Genomic DNA, 22,917 nt, shown 5'->3' with positions numbered 1-22,917 from the left:
TGTCAGCCCAGAACCTCGTCCGCCCCCGCGCCGACGACGTGCACGCGCACGTTGTTCGTCGATCCGGCGATCCCGGGAGGCGCGCCGGCGGTCATCACGACGCGGTCGCCTTCGCGGGCGTACCCGCCGCCGAGAAGCGCATCGTCGAGGATCGTCATGAGCTCATCGGTGGACTGTCCGCGCGGCACCAGCATCGTCTGCACGCCCCAGATCAGGGCGTTGCGCGAGCGTGTCCCCGCCAGGTCGGTGAAGGAGATGATCGGCACGGGATGGCGCAGACGCGACATCCGCCGGGCGGAGTCGCCCGACTGGCTGAACACGCACACGTACTTCGCGTCGACGAACTCCGCGATGCTCACCGCGGCGAGGGTGAGGGCGCCGCCCTGCGTGCGAGGCTTGGTGCCCAGCTCGGGGATGCGGGCCAGCCCCTGCTCCTCGGTGGATGCCACGATGCGGGCCATCGTCTCCACGACGATCGCGGGGTGCGCCCCCACGCTCGTCTCGCCCGACAGCATCACGGCATCCGCCCCGTCGAGCACCGCGTTGGCGACGTCGGAGGTCTCTGCGCGCGTGGGCACCGGGTTGGCGATCATGGATTCGAGCATCTGGGTGGCGACGATCACGGGCTTGGCCCATCGGCGGGCGAGCTCGATCGCGCGCTTCTGCACGATCGGCACCGACTCGAGCGGGAGCTCGACCCCGAGGTCGCCGCGCGCGACCATCACACCGTCGAAGGCGTCGATGATCTCCTGCAGGTGGTCCACCGCCTCGGGCTTCTCGATCTTCGCGATGAGCGGGACATCCCGCCCTTCCTCGGCCATGATCACCCGCGCCCGGTGCACATCCTTGGGGCTGCGCACGAACGACAGCGCGACGAGGTCGGCACCGACGCGCAGGGCCCAGCGGAGGTCGGACTCGTCCTTCTCGCTCATCGCCGCCGCCGTCACGGCGACGCCGGGGAGATTGATGCCCTTGTTGTTGGAGACAGGACCGCCGACGACGACCTCCGTGCGCACCCGGACGCCATCGGTCTCGAGCACTCGCAGGCGCACCTTCCCGTCGTCGATCAGCAGCGCATCCCCGGCGCTCACATCGCGCGCGAGGTCGGGGTAGGTCGTGCCGACGATCTCCTTGGTGCCGGGGACATCCTCGGTGGTGATGGTGAACACGTCGCCGGGTTCGAGCAGGTGCGGTCCGTCGGTGAATCGCGCCAGCCGGATCTTCGGCCCCTGCAGATCGACGAGGACGCCGACCGCGCGCCCGGTCGCCTCGCTCGCGCGCCGCACGTGCGACACGGCCCGCTCGTGCTCCTCGAAGTCGCCGTGGCTGCGGTTGATGCGGGCCACATCCAGACCCGCCCGCACCAGCGACTCCACGACATCGTACGTATCGGTGGCCGGCCCCAGGGTGGCGACGATCTTCGCTCGGCGCATATTCGGCATCTTCCTTTCGCAGGTGCTTGCACCACTCTGGCCCGAAGACGCATCCGCGCGGTTTCCCGCGCGTAACGGATCGGTGTCGCGCACCTGCGCCCCAGCCTGGCAGAGCCGGGCCCTCGGCGCACGACCTCACATCTCCGACCGCGTCGGTGTGAGAGAAACGTTCGCTCGGGGTAACCGCCCCGGACCCTCTCTGGAACACCCCGCTCCTACCGTCGGATCATCACCGCTCGTCCGTCGATCAGGAGACGTCATGTCGGAGGCAGCCATCCCCGCACCGGGAAGCAATCGCGGTGCATCCGTCAACATCCCGAAACAATCCGCTGACGCCCGCGCAACAACGCCCGCGTACCGTGGCGACATGAGCCTCGGCGCCACCACAGGACCCCACATCGTGGTGGTGGGAGCGGGAATGGTCGCGCACCGGTTCGTGGAGAGCCTGCTCTCGCGGGCCGACGACACGTGGCGCGTGACCGTGATCGGCGAGGAGCCTCGGGGCCCCTACGACCGTGTCGGGCTCACGTCGTTCTTCGCCGGCGCGACCCCGGACGACCTCGCCCTCGATGCCGAGGTCCTCGCCGACGAGCGGGTGCGGCTGATGCTCGGCGATCCGGTCGCGCGCATCGACCGCGAGGCGAACGCGGTCAGCACGGCATCGGGTCTGAGCGTCCCGTACGACCACCTCGTCCTGGCCACCGGCTCGTACGCAGCGCGCCTGGCCGTCGACGGATTCGATCTTCCCGGGTGCTTCGTCTACCGCACGCTCGACGACGTCGAGAGCCTGCGCGAGTTCGTCCAGCGGCGCTCTGCGCAGCTCGGGCGTCCTCTCGTCGGCACAGTGATCGGCGGCGGTCTGCTCGGTCTCGAGGCCGCCGGTGCCCTCCAGGGGCTCGACGTCGCGTGCACGGTCGTGCAGTCCTCCGATCGCCTGATGTCCGCACAGCTCGATCTGCCCGCCGGGGCGGCGCTGCGCCGCCTCATCGAGAGCCGGGGCATCGCGGTGCGCACCGGTTCGGTCACCACGCGCCTCGATCCCGACGGGACCGGGCAGGTCGGAGGGCTCGAGTTCCGCGACGGCACCTACGCGCAGACCGATGTGGTCGTCTTCACCGTCGGGGTGCGCCCCCGCGACGAGCTCGCCCGCCGGGCGGACCTGGGTGTGCACCCCCGCGGCGGCGTGCTGATCGACGCGCAGTGCCGCACCGCCGACCCGCGCATCCTCGCCGTCGGCGAGGTCGCCAGCTTCGACGGCATGGCCGTGGGCCTGGTCGCCCCCGGCTACGCGATGGCGGAGGTCGCCGCCACCCGCCTGCTCGGCGGCGAGGCATCCTTCCCCGGCTACGACCTGTCGACCAAGCTCAAGCTCTCCGGGGTCGACGTCGCCAGCTTCGGCGACGCATTCGCCGAGACGCCCGGCGCGCTCGATGTCGTCTACGCCGACCCCGTCGCCGGCGCGTACAAGAAGCTCGTGCTCTCCGACGACGCGAAGACGCTGCTGGGCGGCATCCTCGTCGGCGACGCCTCCGCGTACGGCTCCCTGCGCCCGCTCGTGGGTGGTGCCCTGGGCGGCGACCCGGCCGCCTACCTCCTGCCCGATGGCGGCGTGGCGGCGCCCACCGGAGATCTCCCCGACGAGGCGCTCGTCTGCTCGTGCAACAGCGTGACAGCGGGCACGATCCGGCACGCCGTCCACGACGAGGGGTGCACCGATGTCACCGCAGTGAAGGCGTGCACGAAAGCGGGCGCCGCGTGCGGCTCGTGCGTCACGATGGTCAAGAAGATCGTCGGCACCGAACTGGCCAAGGCCGGAGCCACGCTCTCGAACGCCCTCTGCGAGCACTTCGACATGTCGCGGCGACAGCTCTTCGACGCTGTCCGCGTCTCGGGACTGACGACCTTCAGCGCCGTCATCCAGCGCTTCGGTCAGGGGCGCGGGTGCGACATCTGCAAGCCCGCCCTCGCCAGCATCCTCGCCACCCTCGTGCGCGGTCACGTGCTCGACGGGGAGAACGCGACCCTGCAGGACACGAACGACCACGTCATGGCGAACCTGCAGAAGGACGGCAGCTACTCGGTCGTGCCGCGCATCCCCGGCGGCGAGATCACTCCCGAAGGGCTGCTGGTGATCGGTCAGGTCGCGAAGGACTTCGGGCTGTACACGAAGATCACCGGCGGACAGCGCATCGACATGTTCGGCGCGCGCCTGGAGCAGCTGCCGGCGATCTGGAAGCGCCTCGTCGAGGCCGGCATGGAATCCGGCCACGCCTACGGCAAGTCGCTGCGCACGGTGAAGTCCTGCGTCGGCTCGACGTGGTGCCGGTACGGCGTGCAGGACTCGGTCGGAATGGCCGTGCAGCTCGAGCTGCGCTATCGGGGCCTGCGCTCTCCGCACAAGCTCAAGCTGGGCGTCTCGGGATGCGCCCGTGAGTGCGCCGAGGCGCGCGGCAAAGACGTCGGGGTCATCGCCACCGAGGCCGGCTGGAACATGTACGTGGGCGGCAACGGCGGCTTCACGCCCCGCCACGCCGTGCTGCTGGCTGAGGGCCTCAGCGACGCGGAGCTCCTCCAGGCGATCGACCGCTTCCTGATGTACTACATCTTCACCGCCGACCGGCTCCAGCGCACCGCGCCGTGGTTCGAGGACCTCGAGGGCGGTCTCGAGGAGCTGCGCGCCGTGATCTTCGACGACAGCCTCGGCATCTGCGCGGACCTGGACGCGGCGATGTCCGCTCACATCGACTCCTACGAGGACGAGTGGGCCGCGACGCTGAAGGATCCCGACAAGCTCCGTCGCTTCGCGTCGTTCGTCAACGCGCCCGCCACTCCCGACCCCTCGCTGGCCTATGTGCCCGAGCGCGGGCAGGTGCGGCCCGCCACGTCGGAGGAGCGCGCCGGCGGAGTCCTGATCGCCGGAACGACCCTGGAGGTGCGACGATGACCATCGCCGAGCCGCAGACCGCCGAGGCCGCCACCCCGGGCTGGGTGCGCGTGTGCGCCGTCACGGAGCTCGAGGTCGAGCGCGGTCGCGCCGCGCTCCTCGGCGACACGCAGATCGCCCTCTTCCTCCTGCACAGCGGACGGGTGCACGCGGTGTCGAACCTCGATCCGTACAGCGGTGCGCACGTGATCTCGCGCGGCATCGTCGGAACGCGCCAGGACGCGCCCACGGTCGCCTCGCCCATGTACAAGCAGGTCTTCGACCTGCGCACCGGCGTCTGCCTCGACACGCAGGGCAAGGACCCCTCGCGCTGCGGGTGTGGCCCGCAACTGTCACCGACGGCTCGGTCTTCGTGCGATGGGAGTCGGCATGACCACACTGCTCGGAGTCTCTCTCGCGGGGCGCACCGTCGTGCTCATCGGCGGCGGTCCCGTCACCGCACGGCGGCTGGAGCGGCTCCTCGCCGACGGCGCGCGCCCGCGCGTGGTCGCGCCGGAGGTGTGCGAGGCCGTGCGCGCGCTGATCGACGACCACGGGGTCGTATGGGTGCGACGTCGTGCGCGCGCCGGCGACCTCGCCGGCGCCTGGCTCGCCCACACCGCGACCGGCGACCCGCGGGTCGACGCGCGCGTCGCCGGCTGGTGCGAGCGCCGCCGGGTGCTCTGCGTGAATGCATCCGACGGCGCGCACGGCAGCGCGCGCCTGGCCGCCGAGACGCGCTCCGGCGACGTCGTCGTCGGCATCGTCTCGGACGCGGGCGTCGACCCTCGCCGTGCCGCCGGAGTGCGCGACGCGATCGCGGCCCTCCTGCGCGATGGAGCCCTGCCGGTGCGCCGCCGACGGCGCAGCGCCGCCGGGCGCGTCGACCTCGTCGGGGGCGGACCCGGGCCGACCGACCTGATCACCGTGCGCGGTCGGCGGCTGCTCGCCGAAGCCGACGTGGTGGTGGCCGACCGCCTGGGCCCTACCGATGTGCTCGATGATCTCGATCCCGATGTCGAGATCATCGACGTCGGGAAGGCCCCCGGGCACCACCCGGTGCCCCAGGAGGAGATCAACGCGCTTCTCGTGGAGCACGCGCGGGCGGGAAAGCGGGTCGTGAGACTCAAGGGCGGGGATCCGTTCGTGTACGGCCGCGGCGGCGAGGAGGTCGCCGCGTGCCACGCCGCCGGCATCCCCGTCGAGGTCGTTCCCGGACTCACCAGCGTCGTCTCGGTGCCTCAGTCCGCGGGGATCCCCGTCACCCATCGCGGCACTGCCGCGGGCATCCATGTGGTCAACGGCCAAGCCGAGACCTCCCCGTCCACGATCGCCGCGCTGGCGGACCCGTCGGTGACCACCGTGGTGCTGATGGGCGTCGCGGCACTCCCGCGCCTGGCGGCCGCGGCCCGCGCGGCCGGAGTGCCCGCCGATCGCCCCGTGGCCATCGTCGAGAGCGGGCACACGTCCTCACAGCGCACGACGCGCACCACGATCGCCGACGCCGATCGCGTCGCACGCGCGCAGGGGGTTCGCAACCCCGCCGTGATCGTGATCGGCGATGTCGCGCGCGCCGATCTCCTCCTCCCCCTCCCCGTCCTGACAGGTGACGAGCACCGGTGACCACACCCGCAGCATCCCGATCCACCCCCCGTCCCGCGCTCTCCGCAGCCCTGGACGGGTGCACCGTCGTCATCGCCGTCGACAGGCGCTCGAACGAGCTCGCCGCGGCGCTGGAGCGCCACGGCGCTCAGGTGCGCCGGGCGCCGGCGCTCACGATCGTCCCCCACACCGACGACGAGGCGCTCATCGCGCGCACCCGCGAACTCATCGCCCACCCGCCCGACGTCGTGGTCGCCACCACCGGCGTCGGCTTCCGCGGGTGGATGGAGGCCGCCGACGAGGCGGGTCTCCTCGACGACCTCCACGCGGCTCTCGACGGCGCGCAGATCGTCGCGCGTGGACCCAAGGCGCGAGGGGCGATCCAGCAGGCGGGGCTCGCGGCGGACTGGGTGGCGGAGTCGGAGACCTCGATCGAGCTCGGCGAGTACCTGCTCGCCGAAGGCGTCGCCGGTCGCCGCATCGCCGTCCAGCACCACGGCTCGGGCGCCGACGGACTCGACGAGCTCTTCGACGGCCACGGGGCCGAGGTCGTGAGCCTGACCGTCTACCGATGGGGGCCGCCGCCCGACGACGCCGTCGTGGCGCGCTCGGTGACGGCCACCGCGGCCGGTGAGATCGACGCGGTCCTGTTCACCTCGGCACCCGGTGCGGCGGAATGGCTCGCCGCCGCGGCGCGCGAGGGTGTGCTCGAGGAGATCGTGGAGCACGCGGCATCCGGCCGGGTGCTGATGGCGGCCGTCGGACCGATCACCGCGAGTCCCCTGGTGGCCGTCGGCATCGAGCCCCTTCAGGCCGAACGCGGACGGCTGGGCTCGCTGGTGCGGTCGGTCGTGACGCACTTCGGCGGCGGCCACGCGGCGGCGCTGGACACCGCGGCCGGGCGGCTGGAGCTGCGGAGCTCCGGCGCCGTGCTCGACGGGGCGCGCATCACGCTCTCGCGCACCGGCACCGACGTTCTCGCGGCGCTGTTCGCGGCGAAGGGGGGCGTGGTCTCCCGCGCCCGGCTCCAGGCGGCGCTGCCCCGCTCGGGCGAGAACACGCACGCGGTGGAGATGGCCGTCGCCCGCGTCCGCGAGGCCTTCGGCGTGCCCGATCTCATCAAGACCGTCGTCAAGCGCGGCTACCGGCTCAACGTGCTCGATCCCGACGACTGATTCACTCGGCGAGCAGGTCCGGGCGGTGGACGCGCGTGCGCTCCAGGCTCTGCTCGCGCCGCCAGGCCGCGACCGCACCGTGGTTGCCGCTCAGCAGCACGGGGGGCACCTTCAGCCCGCGCCACACGGCGGGCTTCGTGTAGCTGGGGTACTCGAGCATCCCGTCCTCGTGCGACTCCTCGACCAGGCTCTCGGGATTGCCCACGACACCCGGCACCAGGCGCGACACCGCTTCGATGACCGCCATCGCCGCGACCTCGCCCCCATTGAGCACGTAGTCCCCGAGGCTGACCAGCCGCACCCGACCGCGATCGGCGTAGTGGTCGACCACCCGCTGGTCGATGCCCTCGTAGCGGCCGCACGCGAACACGAGGTGCTGCTCCTGCGCCAGGTCGCGCGCCATCCGCTGGGTGAACCGCTCGCCGGCGGGCGAGGGCACCAGCAGCACGGCATCGTCGGTGAGCACTTCGTCGAGCGCCTCGCCCCAGGGCTCCGGCTTCATGACCATCCCCGCACCGCCGCCGTACGGGGTGTCGTCGACGGTGCGGTGCCGATCGTGGGTCCACCCGCGCAGATCGTGCACGTGCATGCTCAGGATGCCGCGGTCGCGGGCCTTCCCGATGAGCGAGACGTCGAGCACATCGAAGAAGCCCGGGAAGATCGTGACGATGTCGATGCGCATGACGACGAGTCTAGGCATCCACCCCATGTTTCCGATTCGTGACGAAGCCCTAACCGATGCCGGTCCGCACGCGTGACGGAGGTGTGACGGAGAAGTAACCGCGGTGGTCTGCGGGCGGAAACACGCGCTTCCTAGCGTGGAAGTCACCCACCCACCTCACCTGGAGGCGTCATGACCACCACCGTCACTCCGTCGACGACGACTGCCGCAGCTCCACCCGCATCCGTCTCGTCCGTCACCCTCACCCACCGTCCCGGCCGTTGGGTCGACGGCTGGAACCCCGAGGACGAGCAGTTCTGGGAGTCCGAAGGCCGCCCGATCGCCCGCCGGAACCTCGGCTGGTCGATCTTCGCCGAGTTCCTCGGCTTCATCATCTGGCAGCTGTGGAGCATCGTCGTCGTGATGCTGCCGGCGGCCGGCTTCACGCTCTCCAGCTCCGAGCTGTTCTGGCTGATCTCGCTGCCCAGCCTCGTGGGCGCGACCCTGCGCTTCCCCTACACGTTCATGGTCGCGATCTTCGGCGGCCGCAACTGGACGATCGTCTCGGCCGCGCTGCTGCTCATCCCCGCCACGCTCCTCGGATTCGTCGTGCAGAACCCGGACACCCCCTTCGGCGTGCTCCTGCTGGTCGCCGCGCTCGGCGGCGTCGGCGGCGGCAACTTCGCGAGCTCCATGGCCAACATCACCTACTTCTTCCCGCAGAAGGAGAAGGGCTGGGCGCTCGGGCTCAACGCCGCGGGCGGCAACCTCGGCACGTCGGTCGCACAGTTCGCCGTCCCCATCGCCGTCACCATCGGCGCCGGGGCGACACTGAACATCGCCCTCGCCGGCTGGATGTGGATCCCGCTCATCCTCGTCGCGATCTGGGGCGCGTGGCGCTTCATGGACAACCTGTCCTCGGCGAAGGCGGACTTCGCGGGATCGGCGGCAGCGCTGCGCGAACCCCACCTGTGGCTCATGGCGGTGATGTACATCGGCACGTTCGGATCGTTCATCGGCTTCGCGAGCGTCTTCCCCAAGCTGATCGCCGACCAGTTCCCGGCGTTCTCGACGATCCAGATCGGTTCGACCGCCGTGGGCCTGGCGTTCCTCGGCGCGCTCGTCGGGTCACTCGCGCGCCCCTACGGCGGGAAGCTCGCCGACCGCTTCGGCGGCGCCCGCGTGACGGTGGCCGCATTCGCGGTCATGGCCTCCGGCGCCCTCGCACTGGTGTGGACCCTGCCCCTGCAGAGCTTCTGGGTCTTCCTCGGCTGCTTCCTCGTGCTGTTCGCGGCCACCGGCATCGGCAACGGCTCTACGTACCGCATGATCCCGAACATCTTCGCCGCCCGGGCGCAGGCGACCGGCGCTGAGCCCGGGAGCACCGCCGCGATCGCGTGGCAGCGCAAGTCCGCCGCCTCGCTCGGACTCATCTCCGCGATCGGCGCGTACGGCGGCTTCCTCGTCCCGCAGGTGCTCAATGCCTCGCAGCTGACCACGGGCTCCTACACGGCCGCGTTCTACGGGTTCGTCGGGGTGTACGTCGCGCTGCTGCTGGTCACCGTGTTCGCGTACGTCATCCCGCGGCGCGCGCTGGCGGGCCAGCGCATCTGAGGCCCACCGACCGAACGGGCCGCACCTCCGGGTGCGGCCCGTTCGTGTGCCGTGTGCGCTCCCCGCGGCACGCTCAGCCCCGCCGCGGCTCGCCGTCGCCGGCTGATGCGGGCGCGCAGGAGCAGTGGCCGATCGGCCACTGGGTCAGGCCACCGAACGCCGCGGGCGCGCAGAAGGCCGCGGGCGCGCAGAAAGGCGGCGGGCGCGCGGGCCGCGGGCGATCAGTAGACGTCGCGGACGTAGCGCTTGTCGGCCGTGAGCCGGCGCTTGTACTCCTGCGCCTGGTCATCGGTGAGGGCACCGTGCTGCTGCGCGATCCGCACGAGCGCAGCATCCACATCGGGGGCCATGCGCGCCGCGTCTCCGCAGACATACAGGTGGGCGCCCTCCTGCAGCCAGCGCCAGAGTTCGGCGCCGTGCTCGATCATGCGGTCCTGCACGTAGATCTTCTGGCGCTGATCGCGGGAGAACGCCACGTCCAGTCGCGTGAGGAACCCGTCGTCGCGCATCGCGTGCAGCTCGTCGCGGTAATAGAAGTCGGTCGCCTCGTGCTGCTCGCCGAAGAAGAGCCAGTTGCGACCGGTGTGGCCGTCGGCGCGCCGGTCGTGCAGGAAGGCGCGGAACGGGGCGACCCCGGTGCCCGGACCGATCATGATCATCGGGGTGTCGGCGGCGGCGGGGGGCCGGAAGCTCGCCGATCGCTGCAGATACAGGGGCACGCGCGCCCGCGCGCGCTCGTGAGCGTCGGGGCCGTCAGCGAGGAAGGTCGAGCACACACCGCCGCGGGAGCGCCCCGAATCGGTGGTGAATCGCACCACCGACACGGTCAGCTGCACCTCATCGGGGCTCGACTTCGGACTCGACGAGATGGAGTACTGCCGCGGCTGCAGGCGCGGCAGCACATCGACCCACTCCTGCGCGGTGGCGCGGGCGGGGAAATCGCGGGCGAGATCGATGCCCTGCGTGCTCCACAGGTGCTGTTCCAGCCGCGCCTTGTTCTCGCGGCGCAGCAGCGTCGCCAGGGTCGAGCTCTGCGAACGCTCCGCCAGGAACGCGAGCAGATCCGGCGTGATCCGCGTGATGTCGAGCCGCGTGCGCAGGGCGTCTGCGAGCGTGCGCTCCTCGCCGTCGACCTCGACGATCGTGCGGGCCGAGAGCCCGGTCGCCTCGAGCCACTCCGCGACGAGCCCACGGCCGTTCGCGCAGACCACGCCGAGCGCGTCCCCGGCCTCGTAGGCCGCGCCCGTCTCGGAGAGGTCGAACCCGAACTGGCGCACCTCCTTCTGCGACCCCGCGCCGCTGAGCAGCACGTTCGTCGCGAGAGGGGATGCCACGGGATTGGCGCGCGTGAACAGGCGCTTCGTCGCCGGCGGGGCGGGCTCCGTCGCGACGGGCGGCGGTGCGCTGCCGTTCAGGGCGGAGGAGACTTCGGCGAACCACGCGTGGGCGGCGATCTCGAAATCCGGCTCGCAGTCGCGGCGGGGAAGGATCGCGCTCGCCCCGAGCTCGCGAAGCCGCGCGTCGATGCTGCGGCCGTGACCGCAGAACTCGTCGTAGCTCGAGTCGCCGAGCGCGAGCACCGCGAAGCGCACCCCGTCGAGGAGGGGCGCGCCCTCCGCGGCCAGTTCGGTCCACAGCCCCGCGCCGTTGTCCGGCGGGCCGCCGTCGCCGAAGGTCGAGGTCACCACCAACAGGTGTGCGAGCCCGACCAGGTCGGCCGCCCGCACGCCTGACATATCGAGCACGCGTGCCCGGATGCCGCCCTCGGCGAGTGCGGCCGCGCACCGATGCGCGATGTCCTCGGCGTTGCCGGTCTGCGATCCCCACAGGATCGTGACCTCGTCGCCGGTCGGCTCCGCCCCGGCGGGCACGGCGGCGGCCGCCGCGGCGAGACCGGCGAGCATCCCCTCGAACCACGCGCGCACCTCCGGGCGCACGGGGGCCGTCGCCGGCAGCGCCGCGAGGGCGTGCGCGGGCGCCGCGGCCCGGTCCAGTCCCCCCAGGAAGCCGCTGAGGAACATCGCCTCGGCGTCGGTGACCTCAGGCGCCGGGAGCGGCGGGGCACCGGCATCCACCATCGCAGCGCGGGCGGCGCCCGCGAGTCCTGCCCGCGCCGCGCCGCCGGCGTCGGCGGGCGGGCCGACCCGACGCACGGCCACCGCGGCGTACTTGAACTCCGGCTGCAGCGACGCCGGATCGACGGCGTCGCTGGTGACCGCGTTCACCGTCAGGTACTCGCCGTGCTCGTCGTTCCAGTGGAAGGGCGCGAACAGCGTGCCGGGGCGCACACGGTCGGTCACCGATGCCGGAAGCACGACGCGGCCGCGGCGGGAGGAGACCTCCACCTGGTCGCCCTCGGCGATGCCGTGCGCCTCGGCATCCTGCGGATTCACCTCGACGAACGGGCTCGGGTTGAGCTTCACGAGCTTGTCGACGCGACCGGTCTTGGTCATGGTGTGCCATTGATGCTGCAGCCGGCCCGTGTTCAGCACCCACGGGTAGTCGTCATCGGGCTGCTCGGCGGGGGCGAGATGCGGGCGCGCGAAGAACTGCGCACGTCGAGACGCCGTCGCGAAGGCCAGGGCGGGTGCGCTCCCGTCTTCTTCGACGTGGAGGGTCTGACTCCGCCCGTCGTTGAGGTAGCGGATCGGATGCCGGGCGGCGGCGTCACCGGGCGGGGCGGGCCACTGCACCGGGCCTTCACGGAGCCGGTCGTAGGTGACGCCGCGCACATCCCAGCCGGTCTGGGGATTCCAGAAACGCCGGATCTCGTCGAAGACCTCTTCGGCAGACGAGTATTCGAAGCCCGTCTCGAAGCCCATGGCACGGGCGATCTGGCAGATCGTCTGCCAGTCCGGCTGGGCCTCACCGGGAGGCTCCGCTGCCCTCTGCACGAGCGTCATCGTCCGGTCGCTGGAGACGGTGACGCCCTCGGCCTCCACCCACAGCGTCGCCGGGAGCAGGATGTCGGCGTAGGCGTTGGTCGCCGTGTCCGCGTACACGTCCTGCACGATCACGAGCTCCGCCGCTTCGAGCCCCTCGATGACGGTGCGGCGATTGGCGACCGACGCCACGGGATTGGTGCAGATGATCCACGCGGCCTTGATCTGCCCGTCGGCCATGCGCCGGTACATGTCGATGGTCCCCGCGCCCGCCTCGTCGCGGATGGTGCCGCGCTCCAGGCCCCAGACGTCTTCGGCGAACGCGCGGTCCGCGGGGCTGAAGACGGCCCGCTGGCCGGGGAGCCCGGGGCCCATGTAGCCCATCTCCCTGCCGCCCATCGCATTCGGCTGCCCGGTGAGGGAGAACGGCCCGCTGCCGGGTCGGCAGATCGCCCCGGTCGCCAGGTGGAGGTTGCAGATCGCGTTGGTGCTCCAGGTGCCGTGGGTGGACTGGTTGAGCCCCATCGTCCACAGCGTCATCCACTCCCCCGCCTCGCCGATCCATCGCGCCGCCGTGCGGATGTCCGCCTCGTCGAGCCCCGTGATCGCGGCGACCCGTTCGGGCGGGTAGTCGGCGAGGAAGGCGGGCATCTGCTCCCACCCTTCGGTGTGCGCGTCGATGAACCCGCGATCGATCGCCCCGTCGGCCACGAGGAGATGCAGCAGGCCGTTCAGCAGCACGAGGTCGGTGCCGGGGCGGATCTGCAGGAACAGGTCGGCGCGCTCCGCCGTCGCAGTGCGGCGCGGATCGACGACGATCAGTCGCGCGCCCTGCTTCAGCCGGTCCGCCATCCGCAGGAACAGGATCGGGTGGCAGTCCGCCGTGTTCGAGCCGATCACGAAGAACAGATCGGCGCGATCGAAGTCCTCGTAGGACCCGGGTGGGCCGTCGGCGCCGAGCGACTGCTTGTATCCCGTTCCGGCCGAGGCCATGCACAGGCGGGAGTTCGATTCGATGTGCAGCCCCCGCAGGAACCCCTTCACCAGCTTGTTCGAAAGGTACTGGGCCTCCGTCGTCATCTGGCCCGACACGTACACCGCGACGGCATCCGGGCCGTGGACGTCGACGATCTCCCGCAGCCGCCTGCCGGCCTCGGCGACCGCCGTCGACAGCGGCGCGGGTACGGGCTCCTCCCCGCGGGAGGGACGGATGAGCGCCGTCGTCATGCGCCCCGGGGCGCGCATCAGATCGGCGTGCGTGGCGCCCTTCGTGCACAGGCGCCCGCTGTTGGTCGGGTGGGCCTTGTCGCCGACGGCCTTCGAGATCGCGCCGAACGCGTCGGCGACCACGGGGGTGGTCACCGTGATTCCGCAGCCGACGCCGCAGTACGAGCAGACCGTGCGCACGTCGATCGACGCACCCACCGGCGCTGTCGTCGACTCCGTCCTCACGTCCATGTGTTCCATGGTCGGATGCGGAGGTTCCAGGCGGCTTCCCGTCGTGTTTCCCCGAGATCACATCTCGCCCACGCCGCGATCGCGACGATTGTGAGCGAGCGGGAGGGCTGCTGGTGGTCTCAGTCCTCGTCGGCCGCGATCGGCTCGTCCGCGACGGGCTCGTCCTCGTCGGGGAGCTCTTCGAAAAGGCCTGCCGGCGGCGTCACGACGACGCGGCCCGCGACGACATCGACCTCGGGGACGATCGCCTTCACGAACGGGACGAGGATCTCGCGGGCGGCGCCGTCACCGGGCACACCCACGATCAGCAGATCCTGGGCGGGGAGGTGGTCCACGCGCACGACGCGTCCGACGACGTCGCCGTCGCGCACGACATCGAGGCCGACCAGCTGGTGGTCGTACCAGGCGTCATCCTCGGCGGCGGTCTCGGCATCCTGATCGATCCACAGGATCGCGCGGATGAGGCTCTCGGCCGCGGTGCGGTCCTCGACGCCGTCGAAGAAGGCCACCGGGTGGCTGTTCATCCACTTGAACTCGCGGACGGTGAGCGGCTTGCCATGCCACGGCGAAGACTCCGGCACCTGAAGGGTGAAGGTCGCCCCGGGGACGAAGCGCCCCTCGGGGTCGTCGGTGTACAGCTCGAGCTTGATGGCGCCCTTGAGTCCGTGGGCCTTGACGAGCCGGCCGACGCGAAGCTGCGTACGGCCGCTCTGGCTCTTGCCGGGGGCGCGCGAGCCCTCGGCCGGTTCGGCCTTGTCCTGCGTCATCTCAGTCGTCCGCGACGTCGACGCGCACTCGGCGTCCGTCGGCGAGAGCGCTGATCAGGGTGCGCAGGGCTTTGGCCGTGCGGCCGCCGCGCCCGATGACCCGTCCTCGATCGTCCGGGTGGACGTGAACCTCGAGCACGTCACCGCGCGATGAGGTGGAAGACTGGATGCGGACGTCGTCGGGGTGATCCACGATCCCCTTGACGACGTGCTCGAGCGCGGCGGCGAGCACTACTCTGCGTCGGTCTCGTCGGCGGCGGGAGCCTCGTCAGCCGCGGCGGCCGGCTCGGCCTTCTTCTCGGCCTTGGGCTGGATGACCGACTTCTTGGCCGCGTCGACCTCGAAGGCCTGCTTCGCGTCGGCGGTCTGGACGGTCGAGACAGCGTCCTTGTCGCCCTTGAACTTGCCCCAGTCGCCGGTCAGCTTGAGGATGGCCAGCACCTGCTCGGTCGGCTGGGCGCCGACGCTGAGCCAGTACTGCGCGCGGTCCGAGTCGACCTCGATGAACGAGGGCTGCTCGGTGGGGTGGTACTTGCCGATCTCCTCGATGACACGACCATCGCGCTTGGTGCGCGAGTCGGCCACGACGATGCGGTAGTAGGGCGCACGGATCTTGCCGAGGCGCTTGAGTCGGATCTTGACAGCCACGATTCTCCTGAATGTGTGGAAAGCGGAATGAACCGGTCGCCTGGAGCGTGGGGTGCACACCCGGCGGAAGCTCTGGAATGGACCTCCGCGCTGGATAGAGGGTCGAGCGCGGCGTCCGACCCTCTATTCTGCCAGATGACGATGGATGCTGCGAACCGGCGATCCCGCCGCGCCGGCGTGCCAGACTGTGGCCATGACGGTGACGTTCGCCACGTCCGCGCGCTCCACGGTCGGCCTCGAGTGGGAGCTCATGCTCGCCGACGGACAGTCGGGAGAACTCGTGCCTCGTGCCCCGGACCTGCTCGCCTCCGTCGAGGAGGCGAGCGCGCTGGAGCGGTACACGGTCACCGGTGAGCTGCTCACCAACACGATCGAGGTCACGAGCGGAGTCGGCGCCACCGTCGCCGCGGCGGTCGACGACATCGCCGACGCGATCGCCGCCGTCCGCACCTTCGGCGATCCGCTCGGCGTCGAGCTCCTCTGTGCGGGCAGCCACCCGTTCGCCAAGTGGTACGAGCAGCAGGTCACCGACAAGACCCGATATCACAAGCTCATCGAGCGCACCCAGTGGTGGGGTCGCAACATGATGATCTGGGGCATCCACGTGCACGTCGGAGTGGAGGACGTCGCGAAGGTGTTCCCCCTGATCAACGCCCTGTCGATCTACCTGCCCCACCTGCAGGCGCTGTCGGCATCGAGCCCGTTCTGGGCCGGCGAGCGCACCGGCTACGCATCCAACCGCTCGCTCGTGTTCCAGCAGCTGCCCACCGCCGGACTCCCGTGGCCGCTCGAGGACTGGCCGCAGTTCGAGGCCTACCTCGACGACATGGTCGGCACGGGTGTCATGGAGGATGCCACCGAGGTGCGCTGGGACATCCGTCCGGCACCGCGATGGGGCACGATCGAGGTGCGCGCCTGCGACGGGATGTCGACCCTGCCGGAGCTGGCTGCCATGGGCGCGCTCGTCCAGACGCTCGTCGAGCACTTCTCACGCCAGCTCGACGAGGGCCGCACGCTGCCCTCGATCCAGCCGTGGTTCGTGCGGGAGAACAAGTGGCGGGCCGCCCGCTACGGCCTCGACGCACGGGTGATCGTCGATCGCGAGGGCCGGCAGCGTCCCGTGCGGGAGCACCTCCGCGAGACCATGGAGGAGATCGCCGACATCGCCGTCGAGCTCAAGTGCGCACGGGAGTTCGCCGGGATCGAGACGATCCTCACCGACGGCGCGAGCTACGCTCGGCAGCTCGAGGTCGCCGACGCCGCCGACGGGGATCTGCGCGAAGTCGTGCGCCATCTCATCCGCGAGTTCCGCGACGGGCCGACGCTGCGGGACCATCTGTTCGCCGCGACGGGGTGAGCACGATGCCGGCCGGGCGACGCAGCGGCGGGGACCTGCTGGTCCTCGCCCAGTTCGCCCTTCTCGCGCTGCTGCTCCTTCCCGGAGCGCCCCTGTGGAGCCGGTGGTGGATCACGGCGATCGCGGTGGTGCTCGCGGGCATCGGCGGCGGCGTCGCGGTGGCCGGCGCATGGGCGCTGGGGCGCAACCTCGTGCCCTGGGTGGCCCCGCGCCCCGGCGCGCCCCTGCGAACGGGGGGCGTGTACCGGTTCACCCGCAACCCGATCTACCTCGGGCTGCTCGTCGCCGCGGCCGGGTGGGTGCTGTGGCGCGGCCGTCTCGAGCTCGTCGTCGTGTGGATCCTGCTCGCCGTGGTGCTCACCGTCAAGGCGCACGTCGAACAGCGGCACCTCATCGCCGCCTTCGGAGAGGAGTACCGCGCCTACGCGCGGCGCACCCCGCTGATCCTGTGGGGACGCGGGATCCGCTGACGCGCGGGGCCGGTCAGCTTTTGCCGAGCAGCTTCTGCAGCTCGGCGAGGTCCGCCTCGGTCGGAGCGCCCTGACCCTGGGCACCGCCCAGTCCGAAGCCCGAACCGGTCGGCGCCTGGGCCGCCTGGGCGGCGATCCCCGCGTTCTCCGCGGCGCGCTTGGCGGGATTGCCCGAGCGTGAGCCCTTCGCCTTCTGCTGCTTGCCGCGCTTGCTCGACGCGCCGGGGCGTCCCGCGCCCGGCACGGGGCCCATGCCGGGGATGTTGGGCACGCCGCCGCGGGCGACGGTCTTCATCATCTTGGCGGCCTGGTCGAACCGCTGCACGAGCTGGTTGACATCGGTCACCGTCATGCCCGAGCCGCGCGCGATGCGCAGACGCCGCGAGCCGTTGAGGATCTTGGGGTTGCGGCGCTCCACGGGCGTCATCGAGCGGATGATCGCCTCGGTGCGGTCGATCTCGCGCTCGTCGAAGTCCTCGATCTGCTGCTTCATGGAGCCCATGCCCGGGAGCATCCCGAGCATCTTCTTCATGGAGCCCATCTTCTTGATCTGCTGCATCTGCTCGAGGAAGTCCTCGAGCGTGAAGGTCTCGGTGGCGAGCTTCTCGGCGACCTTGAGCGCCTCGGCCTCGTCGAAGGCCTGCTGCGCCTGCTCGATGAGGGTGAGGATGTCACCGAGATCGAGGATGCGCGACGCCATGCGGTCGGGGTGGAAGGCCTCGATGTCGTCGAGTCCCTCACCGGTCGAGGCGAAGATGATGGGGCGTCCGGTGACGCTCGTGACCGACAGTGCCGCGCCGCCGCGCGAGTCGCCGTCGAGCTTGGAGAGCACGACGCCGGTGAAGTCGACGCCGTCCTGGAATGCCTTGGCCGTGTTGACGGCATCCTGTCCGGTGAGGGCGTCGATGACGAACAGCACTTCGTCCGGGTCGGTGGCCTTGCGGATGTCGGCGGCCTGCTTCATCAGCTCGGCGTCGACGCCGAGGCGGCCGGCGGTGTCGATGATGACGACGTCGTGCTGCTGGCGGCGGGCCACCTCGACGCCGTCGCGGGCGACCTTCACCGGATCGCCCGTGCCGTTGCCCGGCTCGGGCGCGTAGATCGCCGCACCGGCGCGCTCGGCCACCACCTGGAGCTGGTTGACGGCGTTGGGGCGCTGCAGGTCGCAGGCGACCAGGAGGGGCGTGTGCCCGTCCTTCTCGAGCTGCTTGGCGAGCTTGCCGGCGAACGTGGTCTTGCCGGAGCCCTGGAGGCCCGCGAGCATGATGACGGTCGGCGGGTTCTTGGCGAACTGCAGGCGGCGCTGCTCGCCGCCGAGGATCGCGACGAGCTCCTCGTTGACGATCTGCACGACCTGCTGGGCGGGGTTGAGCGCCTTGCTCACCTCGTCGCCGAGAGCGCGCTCGCGCACCTTCGCGGCGAACTCCTTGACCACGACGAGGGCGACGTCCGCGTCCAGGAGCGCGCGCCGGATCTCGCGGACCGTCCCGTCGACGTCCGCGGGCGTGAGCTTGCCCTTGGTGCGGAGATTGCGGAAGGTCTCGGTGAGCCGGTCGGAGAGGGTGCCGAAAGTCGCCATGATCCCCCGATTCTACGCGAGCGGATGCCGCACCCCGGCGTCGACCGCGAGCGGCATCGTCACCGCTGCGGCCGAGACGCCGCGCGGCGTCTACGGCGTCAGACCGGGCCGAGCTCCTGGAACAGCGTGAGCTGGAGACCCGCCGGACCGCGCAGGCGCGCGTTGCGCGAGTTCCAGGGGGTGAGACGGGCGGACGCCTCGACCTCGGCCCCCGCCGCGTCGAGCCGCGCCACCGCGGCCTCGGTGTCGTCGACCTCGAGCGCGAGACGGATGCGGTCGCTGGGCGCGTCGCCGTCGGTCTCGACGCGATCGATGAACTCGACCTGGGCGGGATTCGCGATCTCGAGCGTCGCGCGCCCCGCGGCGAGGATGGCCACCCGCGCCCCGCCCTCTGCCTCGTACGCCTCGGCCTGCGGCATCCCGACGACGTCGCGGTAGAACGCGAGCGTCTGCTCGAACGCGGAGGCCTGTACGACCACGCGCAGCTGCGCGACCTCGCCGACGGGCACGTCGGCGGCCACGCGGTCGGCGGCATCGGCCGCCCGGCCCAGGAAGCGCGCGAGCGAGGTGCGGCCCGCGCCGTCGTGGGCCCACGCCTCGATCGCCGCCAGCACCGCGCCTCCCCACGCAGCCCCCGCCACCTCCGCGTTGAGGCGGTCGGCGCCGCCGCGCTGGAGCCGGTCGGCGACGGCACGGGCGATGCGCGCGCGGCGCAGCGACGCCTCGCGCTCGAGCTCATCGGCGATGCCCATCGCGCCCGCGTGGACGATGCCCAGGGCGAGGCTGTCGGGCGCGAATCCCTCGGCGAGCGCGGTCGCCTCGAGCCGGACGGATGCCGCCGCGTGCGCGTCCTCGCCGGCGGCCAGTCGCTGCGTGAAGCGCGAGAGCCGCTCGTCGAGCCCCGCCCAGAGGATGTCGGCCTTGGAAGCGAAGTAGTTGAAGAAGCTCGACCGGCTCACCCCCGCCCGCGACGCGATGTCGGCGATCGACGTCGCCTCATACCCCTGTTCGAGGAACAGCTCGCACGCGGCCTCGGCGAGGGTCTCCCGCGAAGAGGCTTTGGGTCTTCCCACACGTCGGCTGGTCACAGCCCCCACGCTATCGCCGGTGCGGTGCGGCGGCGAGCGGCCGGGTGCGGCATCCCCGTCCGCCAGGGCGTAATGTTGGACGCAATCCAGAAATCGCCATGAGCGAAGGAGCCCGATGCTCGACATCCAGACGGTGGGTCTGTCCCCCGACTTCGTCCCCTACCTCGACGGATGGGAGCTGCAGCGCCGCGTCCACGCCGACGTGGTCGCGGGCACCCGCCCCGACACGCTCCTGCTCCTCGAGCACGAGCCCGTGTACACGGCCGGCGCCCGCACGGCGCGGCACGAGCGCCCGACCGACGGGACGCCCGTGGTCGACGTGGACCGCGGCGGGAAGATCACGTGGCACGGACCGGGTCAGCTCGTCGGCTATCCCATCGTGCGGCTCGTGGAGCCGGTGGACGTCGTCGCCCACGTGCGGCGTATGGAAGGGCTCCTCATCGAGGCCCTCCGCGAGCACGGCGTCGACGGCTACCGCGTGGAGGGCCGCAGCGGTGTGTGGGTGCGCCGCCCGCTCGGCGAGGACAAGATCGCCGCGATCGGCGTGCGCGTGCAGCGCGGCGTGACCATGCACGGCTTCGCGCTGAACTGCGACAACTCCCTTGCCGGGTTCCGCGGCATCATCCCGTGCGGGATCACGGATGCCGGGGTGACGACGGTCAGCGAGGTCGCGGGCGCCCACATCGGCGTCACCGCGGTGCTCCCGACGGTCGCGCGCGTGTTCGAGGCCGATTTCGCGGGGGTGCCGGCATGAGCGGCTGCGCGACGCCGAACGGGGGCGGCGCGGCATCCACCCCGTCGACCGTGCCGGAGGGGCGCAAGCTCCTGCGGCTGGAGGTGCGCAACGCCCAGACCCCGATCGAGCGCAAGCCCGAGTGGATCAAGACGAGGGCGAAGATGGGGCCGGAGTATCAGGCCCTGCACTCTCTCGTGAAGACCGAGGAGCTGCACACCGTCTGCCAGGAGGCCGGCTGCCCGAACATCTACGAGTGCTGGGAGGACCGCGAGGCGACCTTCCTCATCGGCGGCTCCCAGTGCACGCGGCGGTGCGACTTCTGCCAGATCGACACCGGCAAGCCCGCCGACTACGACATCGACGAGCCGCGGCGGGTGGCCGAGAGCGTGCAGCGCATGCAGCTCCGGTATGCCACGGTCACGTGCGTGGCGCGCGATGATCTCCCCGACGGCGGCGCATGGCTCAACGGCGAGACCGTGCGTCGCATCCACGCCCTGAACCCCGGCACCGGCGTCGAGCTGCTGGCGACGGACTTCAACGGCGACCCGGCGCTGCTGGCCGAGGTCTTCCAGGCGCGCCCCGAGGTGTTCGCGCACAACGTCGAGACCGTGCCGCGGATCTTCAAGCGGATCCGCCCCGCCTTCCGCTACGAGCGCTCGCTCGACGTGCTGACGCAGGCGCGCGATGCCGGACTCATCACGAAGTCGAACCTCATCCTCGGAATGGGCGAAGAGCCCGAAGAGGTCGTGCAGGCCCTGCAGGACCTCCACGACGCCGGCACCGACATCGTGACGATCACGCAGTACCTCCGCCCGACGCCGCGGCACCTCCCGGTCGCGCGCTGGGTCAAGCCCGACGAATTCGTCGCCTTCAAGGAGGAGGCCGAGCGTATCGGCTTCCTCGGCGTGCTCGCCGGTCCGCTGGTGCGATCGTCGTATCGCGCGGGGCGCCTTTGGGCGCAGTCGATGCTCGCCAAGGGGCGCGAGATCCCCGAGCACCTGGCGCACATCGCTGCGGACGTGCATGTGGAGCGAGGATTCGCGCAGGCGGTGTGACCCGCGGGCGGCTACTCGGCGCTGGTGACCGAGAGCACGTCGCCGTCGGAGCCGAGATTCACCAGGAGCACGTCATCGGTGGCGTCCGGATCGAGCGCGTACTCGAGCACGGCGAACGGGTCGGACCCCCCGTGCTCGTCGGCGAGGATCGTCATGCTCATCAGCTGCAGCGACCGGATGATGTCGATGTGGGTGTCGCCGGAGATGTCGACGAGCAGCTCCTCGAGGTCCTCCCCCAGCTGCTCCTGCTGCTGGAGGAGGTATTCGGTCACCTCGCTCGTGCGCTCGCTGAGCTCGTTGACCATGGCGTTGCGCGCGTTGCGGTCGATGTCCTCGATCGCCGAGATGAGTCCCGCGGCCACATCGAGGGCCGCCTCGGAGACGTCGTCCTGGTCGGGCGCGGTGAGATCGACCGTCACCGTCTGATCCCCCAGCTCGACGTTCTCGGACCAGAAGATCGAACCGTCCGGGCCTGACTCGAGGAGTCCGAAGTAGTCGTGCTCGATCGCCATGCCCTTATGAAACCAGTCCGGCGCGAACGGCGATAGCCCGAATCGCGGCGGGCGTGTCGCGTGCGCCGACGCGCCGCGCCTAGTCGACGAGGGCGGCGGCGAACACGTGGGGGGTGAAGCCGGTCAGATCGTCGATCCCCTCGCCCTGGCCGAGGAGCTTCACAGGGATGCCGGTGCGTTCCTGCACCGCCAGCACGAAGCCTCCGCGCGCCGATCCGTCGAGCTTGGTGATCACGAGTCCGGTGACGCCGGCGTGCTGCAGGAACGCCTCGGCCTGCATCACGCCGTTCTGGCCGGTGGTGGCATCCAGGACGAGCAGGACCTCGCTGATGGGCGCCTGCTTCTCGATGACGCGGCGGATCTTGGTCAGCTCGTCCATGAGCCCGCCCTTGGTGTGGAGGCGGCCGGCCGTGTCGACGAGGACGATCTCGGTACCCGTGAGCTTGGCGTACTCGATCGTCTGGAACGCGACGGATGCCGGATCCTGGCCCTCCTGCTGGGGACGCACGATGTGGGCGCCGCCGCGTTCGGCCCATGTCGCCAGCTGGTCGACGGCGGCGGCGCGGAACGTGTCGGCGGCCCCCACCACGACGCTGCGGCCGTAGCGCCCGAGGAACTTGGCGAACTTGCCGATCGTGGTCGTCTTGCCGACGCCGTTGACCCCCACGACGAGCACGACCGCCGGGCGCTCGGAGAGCGTGAGCGTGGTGTCGAACTTCGCGAAGTGCTCCTCGAGGGTCTCCTTGAGCATGCGCTGGAGGTCGCGGGGATCCGTGGTGCGGAATCGCTCCACCTTCTCGCGCAGCTCCTCGACGATCCGCTCGGTGATGTCGGGGCCGAAGTCGGCGGTCAGCAGCGCGGTCTCGAGGTCCTCCCACGTCGTCTCGTCGATCGTGGGCTTGACGAAGAGGCCGCGCAGGGCGCGGCCGAGCGACCAGGAGCTTTCAGCCATGGGTC

18 protein-coding genes and 1 pseudogene are annotated in these 22,917 nt (G+C 71.2%); 9 read left to right on the top strand and 10 right to left on the bottom strand.

Going from position 1 to position 22,917, the window contains the following annotated elements; translation table 11 throughout:
• Window positions 1-2: 2 nt before the first annotated feature.
• Entirely contained in the window at window positions 3-1,433 is a 1,431-nt protein-coding gene (pyk, locus tag HQM25_RS07785; protein WP_172989719.1) for a pyruvate kinase, read from the bottom strand.
• A 367-nt stretch (window positions 1,434-1,800) separates the two neighbouring features.
• Here pyk and nirB point away from each other — a divergent pair, with 367 nt between their 5' ends.
• From nirB to HQM25_RS07765, 4 genes and pseudogenes are all read left to right on the top strand, one after another.
• Window positions 1,801-4,377, top strand: a complete 2,577-nt coding sequence (nirB, locus tag HQM25_RS07780; protein ID WP_172989718.1) for a nitrite reductase large subunit NirB — start codon at window positions 1,801-1,803, stop codon at window positions 4,375-4,377.
• Window positions 4,374-4,750: pseudogene (gene nirD / locus HQM25_RS07775) on the top strand (nitrite reductase small subunit NirD). Before nirB ends, nirD begins: the two are co-directional and overlap by 4 nt.
• Window positions 4,747-5,979 (top strand): uroporphyrinogen-III C-methyltransferase, encoded by a 1,233-nt coding sequence (gene cobA, locus HQM25_RS07770; RefSeq protein WP_172989717.1) that lies wholly within the window; start codon window positions 4,747-4,749, stop codon window positions 5,977-5,979. Before nirD ends, cobA begins: the two are co-directional and overlap by 4 nt.
• Window positions 5,976-7,133 (top strand): uroporphyrinogen-III synthase, encoded by a 1,158-nt coding sequence (locus HQM25_RS07765; RefSeq protein ID WP_172989716.1) that lies wholly within the window; start codon window positions 5,976-5,978, stop codon window positions 7,131-7,133. The genes cobA and HQM25_RS07765 overlap by 4 nt, the downstream gene beginning before the upstream one ends.
• 1 nt (window position 7,134) lies before the next feature.
• Here HQM25_RS07765 and trmD read toward each other — a convergent pair whose 3' ends face one another.
• On the bottom strand, window positions 7,135-7,815 hold the full coding sequence (gene trmD, locus HQM25_RS07760; RefSeq protein ID WP_172989715.1) for a tRNA (guanosine(37)-N1)-methyltransferase TrmD: 681 nt from the start codon (window positions 7,813-7,815) through the stop codon (window positions 7,135-7,137).
• Window positions 7,816-7,986: 171 nt separating this feature from the next.
• Between trmD and HQM25_RS07755 the strand changes: the two genes are divergently transcribed.
• The gene (locus HQM25_RS07755) at window positions 7,987-9,408 is read left to right on the top strand and encodes an MFS transporter (protein WP_172989714.1); all 1,422 of its coding nucleotides are present in this window, start codon (window positions 7,987-7,989) and stop codon (window positions 9,406-9,408) included.
• A gap of 221 nt (window positions 9,409-9,629) precedes the next feature.
• Here HQM25_RS07755 and HQM25_RS07750 read toward each other — a convergent pair whose 3' ends face one another.
• From HQM25_RS07750 to rpsP, 4 genes are all read right to left on the bottom strand, one after another.
• Window positions 9,630-13,748, bottom strand: a complete 4,119-nt coding sequence (locus tag HQM25_RS07750; protein WP_217275203.1) for a bifunctional nitrate reductase/sulfite reductase flavoprotein subunit alpha — start codon at window positions 13,746-13,748, stop codon at window positions 9,630-9,632.
• 119 nt (window positions 13,749-13,867) lie between these two features.
• Window positions 13,868-14,515 (bottom strand): ribosome maturation factor RimM, encoded by a 648-nt coding sequence (gene rimM, locus HQM25_RS07745; RefSeq protein WP_172989712.1) that lies wholly within the window; start codon window positions 14,513-14,515, stop codon window positions 13,868-13,870.
• Window position 14,516: 1 nt separating this feature from the next.
• The gene (locus HQM25_RS07740) at window positions 14,517-14,747 is read right to left on the bottom strand and encodes an RNA-binding protein (RefSeq protein WP_172989711.1); all 231 of its coding nucleotides are present in this window, start codon (window positions 14,745-14,747) and stop codon (window positions 14,517-14,519) included.
• A complete protein-coding gene (rpsP, locus tag HQM25_RS07735) occupies window positions 14,747-15,163 on the bottom strand; it encodes a 30S ribosomal protein S16 (RefSeq protein WP_172989710.1) in 417 nt (138 codons plus the stop codon). The genes HQM25_RS07740 and rpsP overlap by 1 nt, the downstream gene beginning before the upstream one ends.
• A 193-nt stretch (window positions 15,164-15,356) precedes the next feature.
• On the opposite strand from rpsP, the gene HQM25_RS07730 reads away from it, so the two are divergent.
• Together HQM25_RS07730 and HQM25_RS07725 are read left to right on the top strand one after the other, a co-directional pair.
• Window positions 15,357-16,520 carry a glutamate--cysteine ligase gene (locus HQM25_RS07730; RefSeq protein ID WP_172989709.1) on the top strand — a complete coding sequence of 388 codons (1,164 nt, stop codon included), beginning with the start codon at window positions 15,357-15,359 and terminating at the stop codon, window positions 16,518-16,520.
• Between the two features lie 5 nt (window positions 16,521-16,525).
• Complete coding sequence (locus HQM25_RS07725) at window positions 16,526-16,990, top strand: methyltransferase family protein (protein WP_254359655.1); 465 nt, start codon at window positions 16,526-16,528, stop codon at window positions 16,988-16,990.
• 13 nt (window positions 16,991-17,003) lie between these two features.
• Here HQM25_RS07725 and ffh read toward each other — a convergent pair whose 3' ends face one another.
• Together ffh and HQM25_RS07715 are read right to left on the bottom strand one after the other, a co-directional pair.
• A complete protein-coding gene (gene ffh, locus HQM25_RS07720; RefSeq protein ID WP_172989707.1) occupies window positions 17,004-18,569 on the bottom strand; it encodes a signal recognition particle protein in 1,566 nt (521 codons plus the stop codon).
• A 98-nt stretch (window positions 18,570-18,667) separates the two neighbouring features.
• Window positions 18,668-19,657, bottom strand: coding sequence for a TetR family transcriptional regulator (locus HQM25_RS07715; protein WP_254359614.1), 990 nt, complete (start codon window positions 19,655-19,657; stop codon window positions 18,668-18,670).
• 115 nt (window positions 19,658-19,772) lie between these two features.
• Between HQM25_RS07715 and lipB the strand changes: the two genes are divergently transcribed.
• Together lipB and lipA are read left to right on the top strand one after the other, a co-directional pair.
• Window positions 19,773-20,411, top strand: a complete 639-nt coding sequence (gene lipB / locus HQM25_RS07710) for a lipoyl(octanoyl) transferase LipB (protein WP_172989705.1) — start codon at window positions 19,773-19,775, stop codon at window positions 20,409-20,411.
• A complete protein-coding gene (lipA, locus tag HQM25_RS07705) occupies window positions 20,408-21,448 on the top strand; it encodes a lipoyl synthase (RefSeq protein WP_172989704.1) in 1,041 nt (346 codons plus the stop codon). The genes lipB and lipA overlap by 4 nt, the downstream gene beginning before the upstream one ends.
• An 11-nt stretch (window positions 21,449-21,459) precedes the next feature.
• Here lipA and HQM25_RS07700 read toward each other — a convergent pair whose 3' ends face one another.
• Together HQM25_RS07700 and ftsY are read right to left on the bottom strand one after the other, a co-directional pair.
• Entirely contained in the window at window positions 21,460-21,960 is a 501-nt protein-coding gene (locus tag HQM25_RS07700) for a DUF2004 domain-containing protein (RefSeq protein WP_172989703.1), read from the bottom strand.
• A gap of 79 nt (window positions 21,961-22,039) precedes the next feature.
• Entirely contained in the window at window positions 22,040-22,912 is an 873-nt protein-coding gene (gene ftsY, locus HQM25_RS07695; RefSeq protein WP_172989702.1) for a signal recognition particle-docking protein FtsY, read from the bottom strand.
• Window positions 22,913-22,917: the final 5 nt, after the last annotated feature.

It is taken from the genome of Microbacterium hominis (assembly GCF_013282805.1).
Classification (GTDB): domain Bacteria; phylum Actinomycetota; class Actinomycetes; order Actinomycetales; family Microbacteriaceae; genus Microbacterium; species Microbacterium hominis_B.
This window is presented reverse-complemented; position numbering and strand designations above follow the sequence as displayed.

Coding starts and splice junctions, on each gene's coding strand:
- pyk (WP_172989719.1), bottom strand. CDS start 1,433: ATGCGCCGAGCGAAGATCGTCGCCACCCTGGGGCCGGCCACCGATACG.
- nirB (WP_172989718.1), top strand. CDS start 1,801: ATGAGCCTCGGCGCCACCACAGGACCCCACATCGTGGTGGTGGGAGCG.
- cobA (WP_172989717.1), top strand. CDS start 4,747: ATGACCACACTGCTCGGAGTCTCTCTCGCGGGGCGCACCGTCGTGCTC.
- trmD (WP_172989715.1), bottom strand. CDS start 7,815: ATGCGCATCGACATCGTCACGATCTTCCCGGGCTTCTTCGATGTGCTC.
- HQM25_RS07755 (WP_172989714.1), top strand. CDS start 7,987: ATGACCACCACCGTCACTCCGTCGACGACGACTGCCGCAGCTCCACCC.
- HQM25_RS07750 (WP_217275203.1), bottom strand. CDS start 13,748: ATGGACGTGAGGACGGAGTCGACGACAGCGCCGGTGGGTGCGTCGATC.
- rimM (WP_172989712.1), bottom strand. CDS start 14,515: ATGACGCAGGACAAGGCCGAACCGGCCGAGGGCTCGCGCGCCCCCGGC.
- HQM25_RS07730 (WP_172989709.1), top strand. CDS start 15,357: ATGACGGTGACGTTCGCCACGTCCGCGCGCTCCACGGTCGGCCTCGAG.
- HQM25_RS07725 (WP_254359655.1), top strand. CDS start 16,526: ATGCCGGCCGGGCGACGCAGCGGCGGGGACCTGCTGGTCCTCGCCCAG.
- ffh (WP_172989707.1), bottom strand. CDS start 18,569: ATGGCGACTTTCGGCACCCTCTCCGACCGGCTCACCGAGACCTTCCGC.
- lipB (WP_172989705.1), top strand. CDS start 19,773: ATGCTCGACATCCAGACGGTGGGTCTGTCCCCCGACTTCGTCCCCTAC.
- lipA (WP_172989704.1), top strand. CDS start 20,408: ATGAGCGGCTGCGCGACGCCGAACGGGGGCGGCGCGGCATCCACCCCG.
- HQM25_RS07700 (WP_172989703.1), bottom strand. CDS start 21,960: ATGGCGATCGAGCACGACTACTTCGGACTCCTCGAGTCAGGCCCGGAC.
- ftsY (WP_172989702.1), bottom strand. CDS start 22,912: ATGGCTGAAAGCTCCTGGTCGCTCGGCCGCGCCCTGCGCGGCCTCTTC.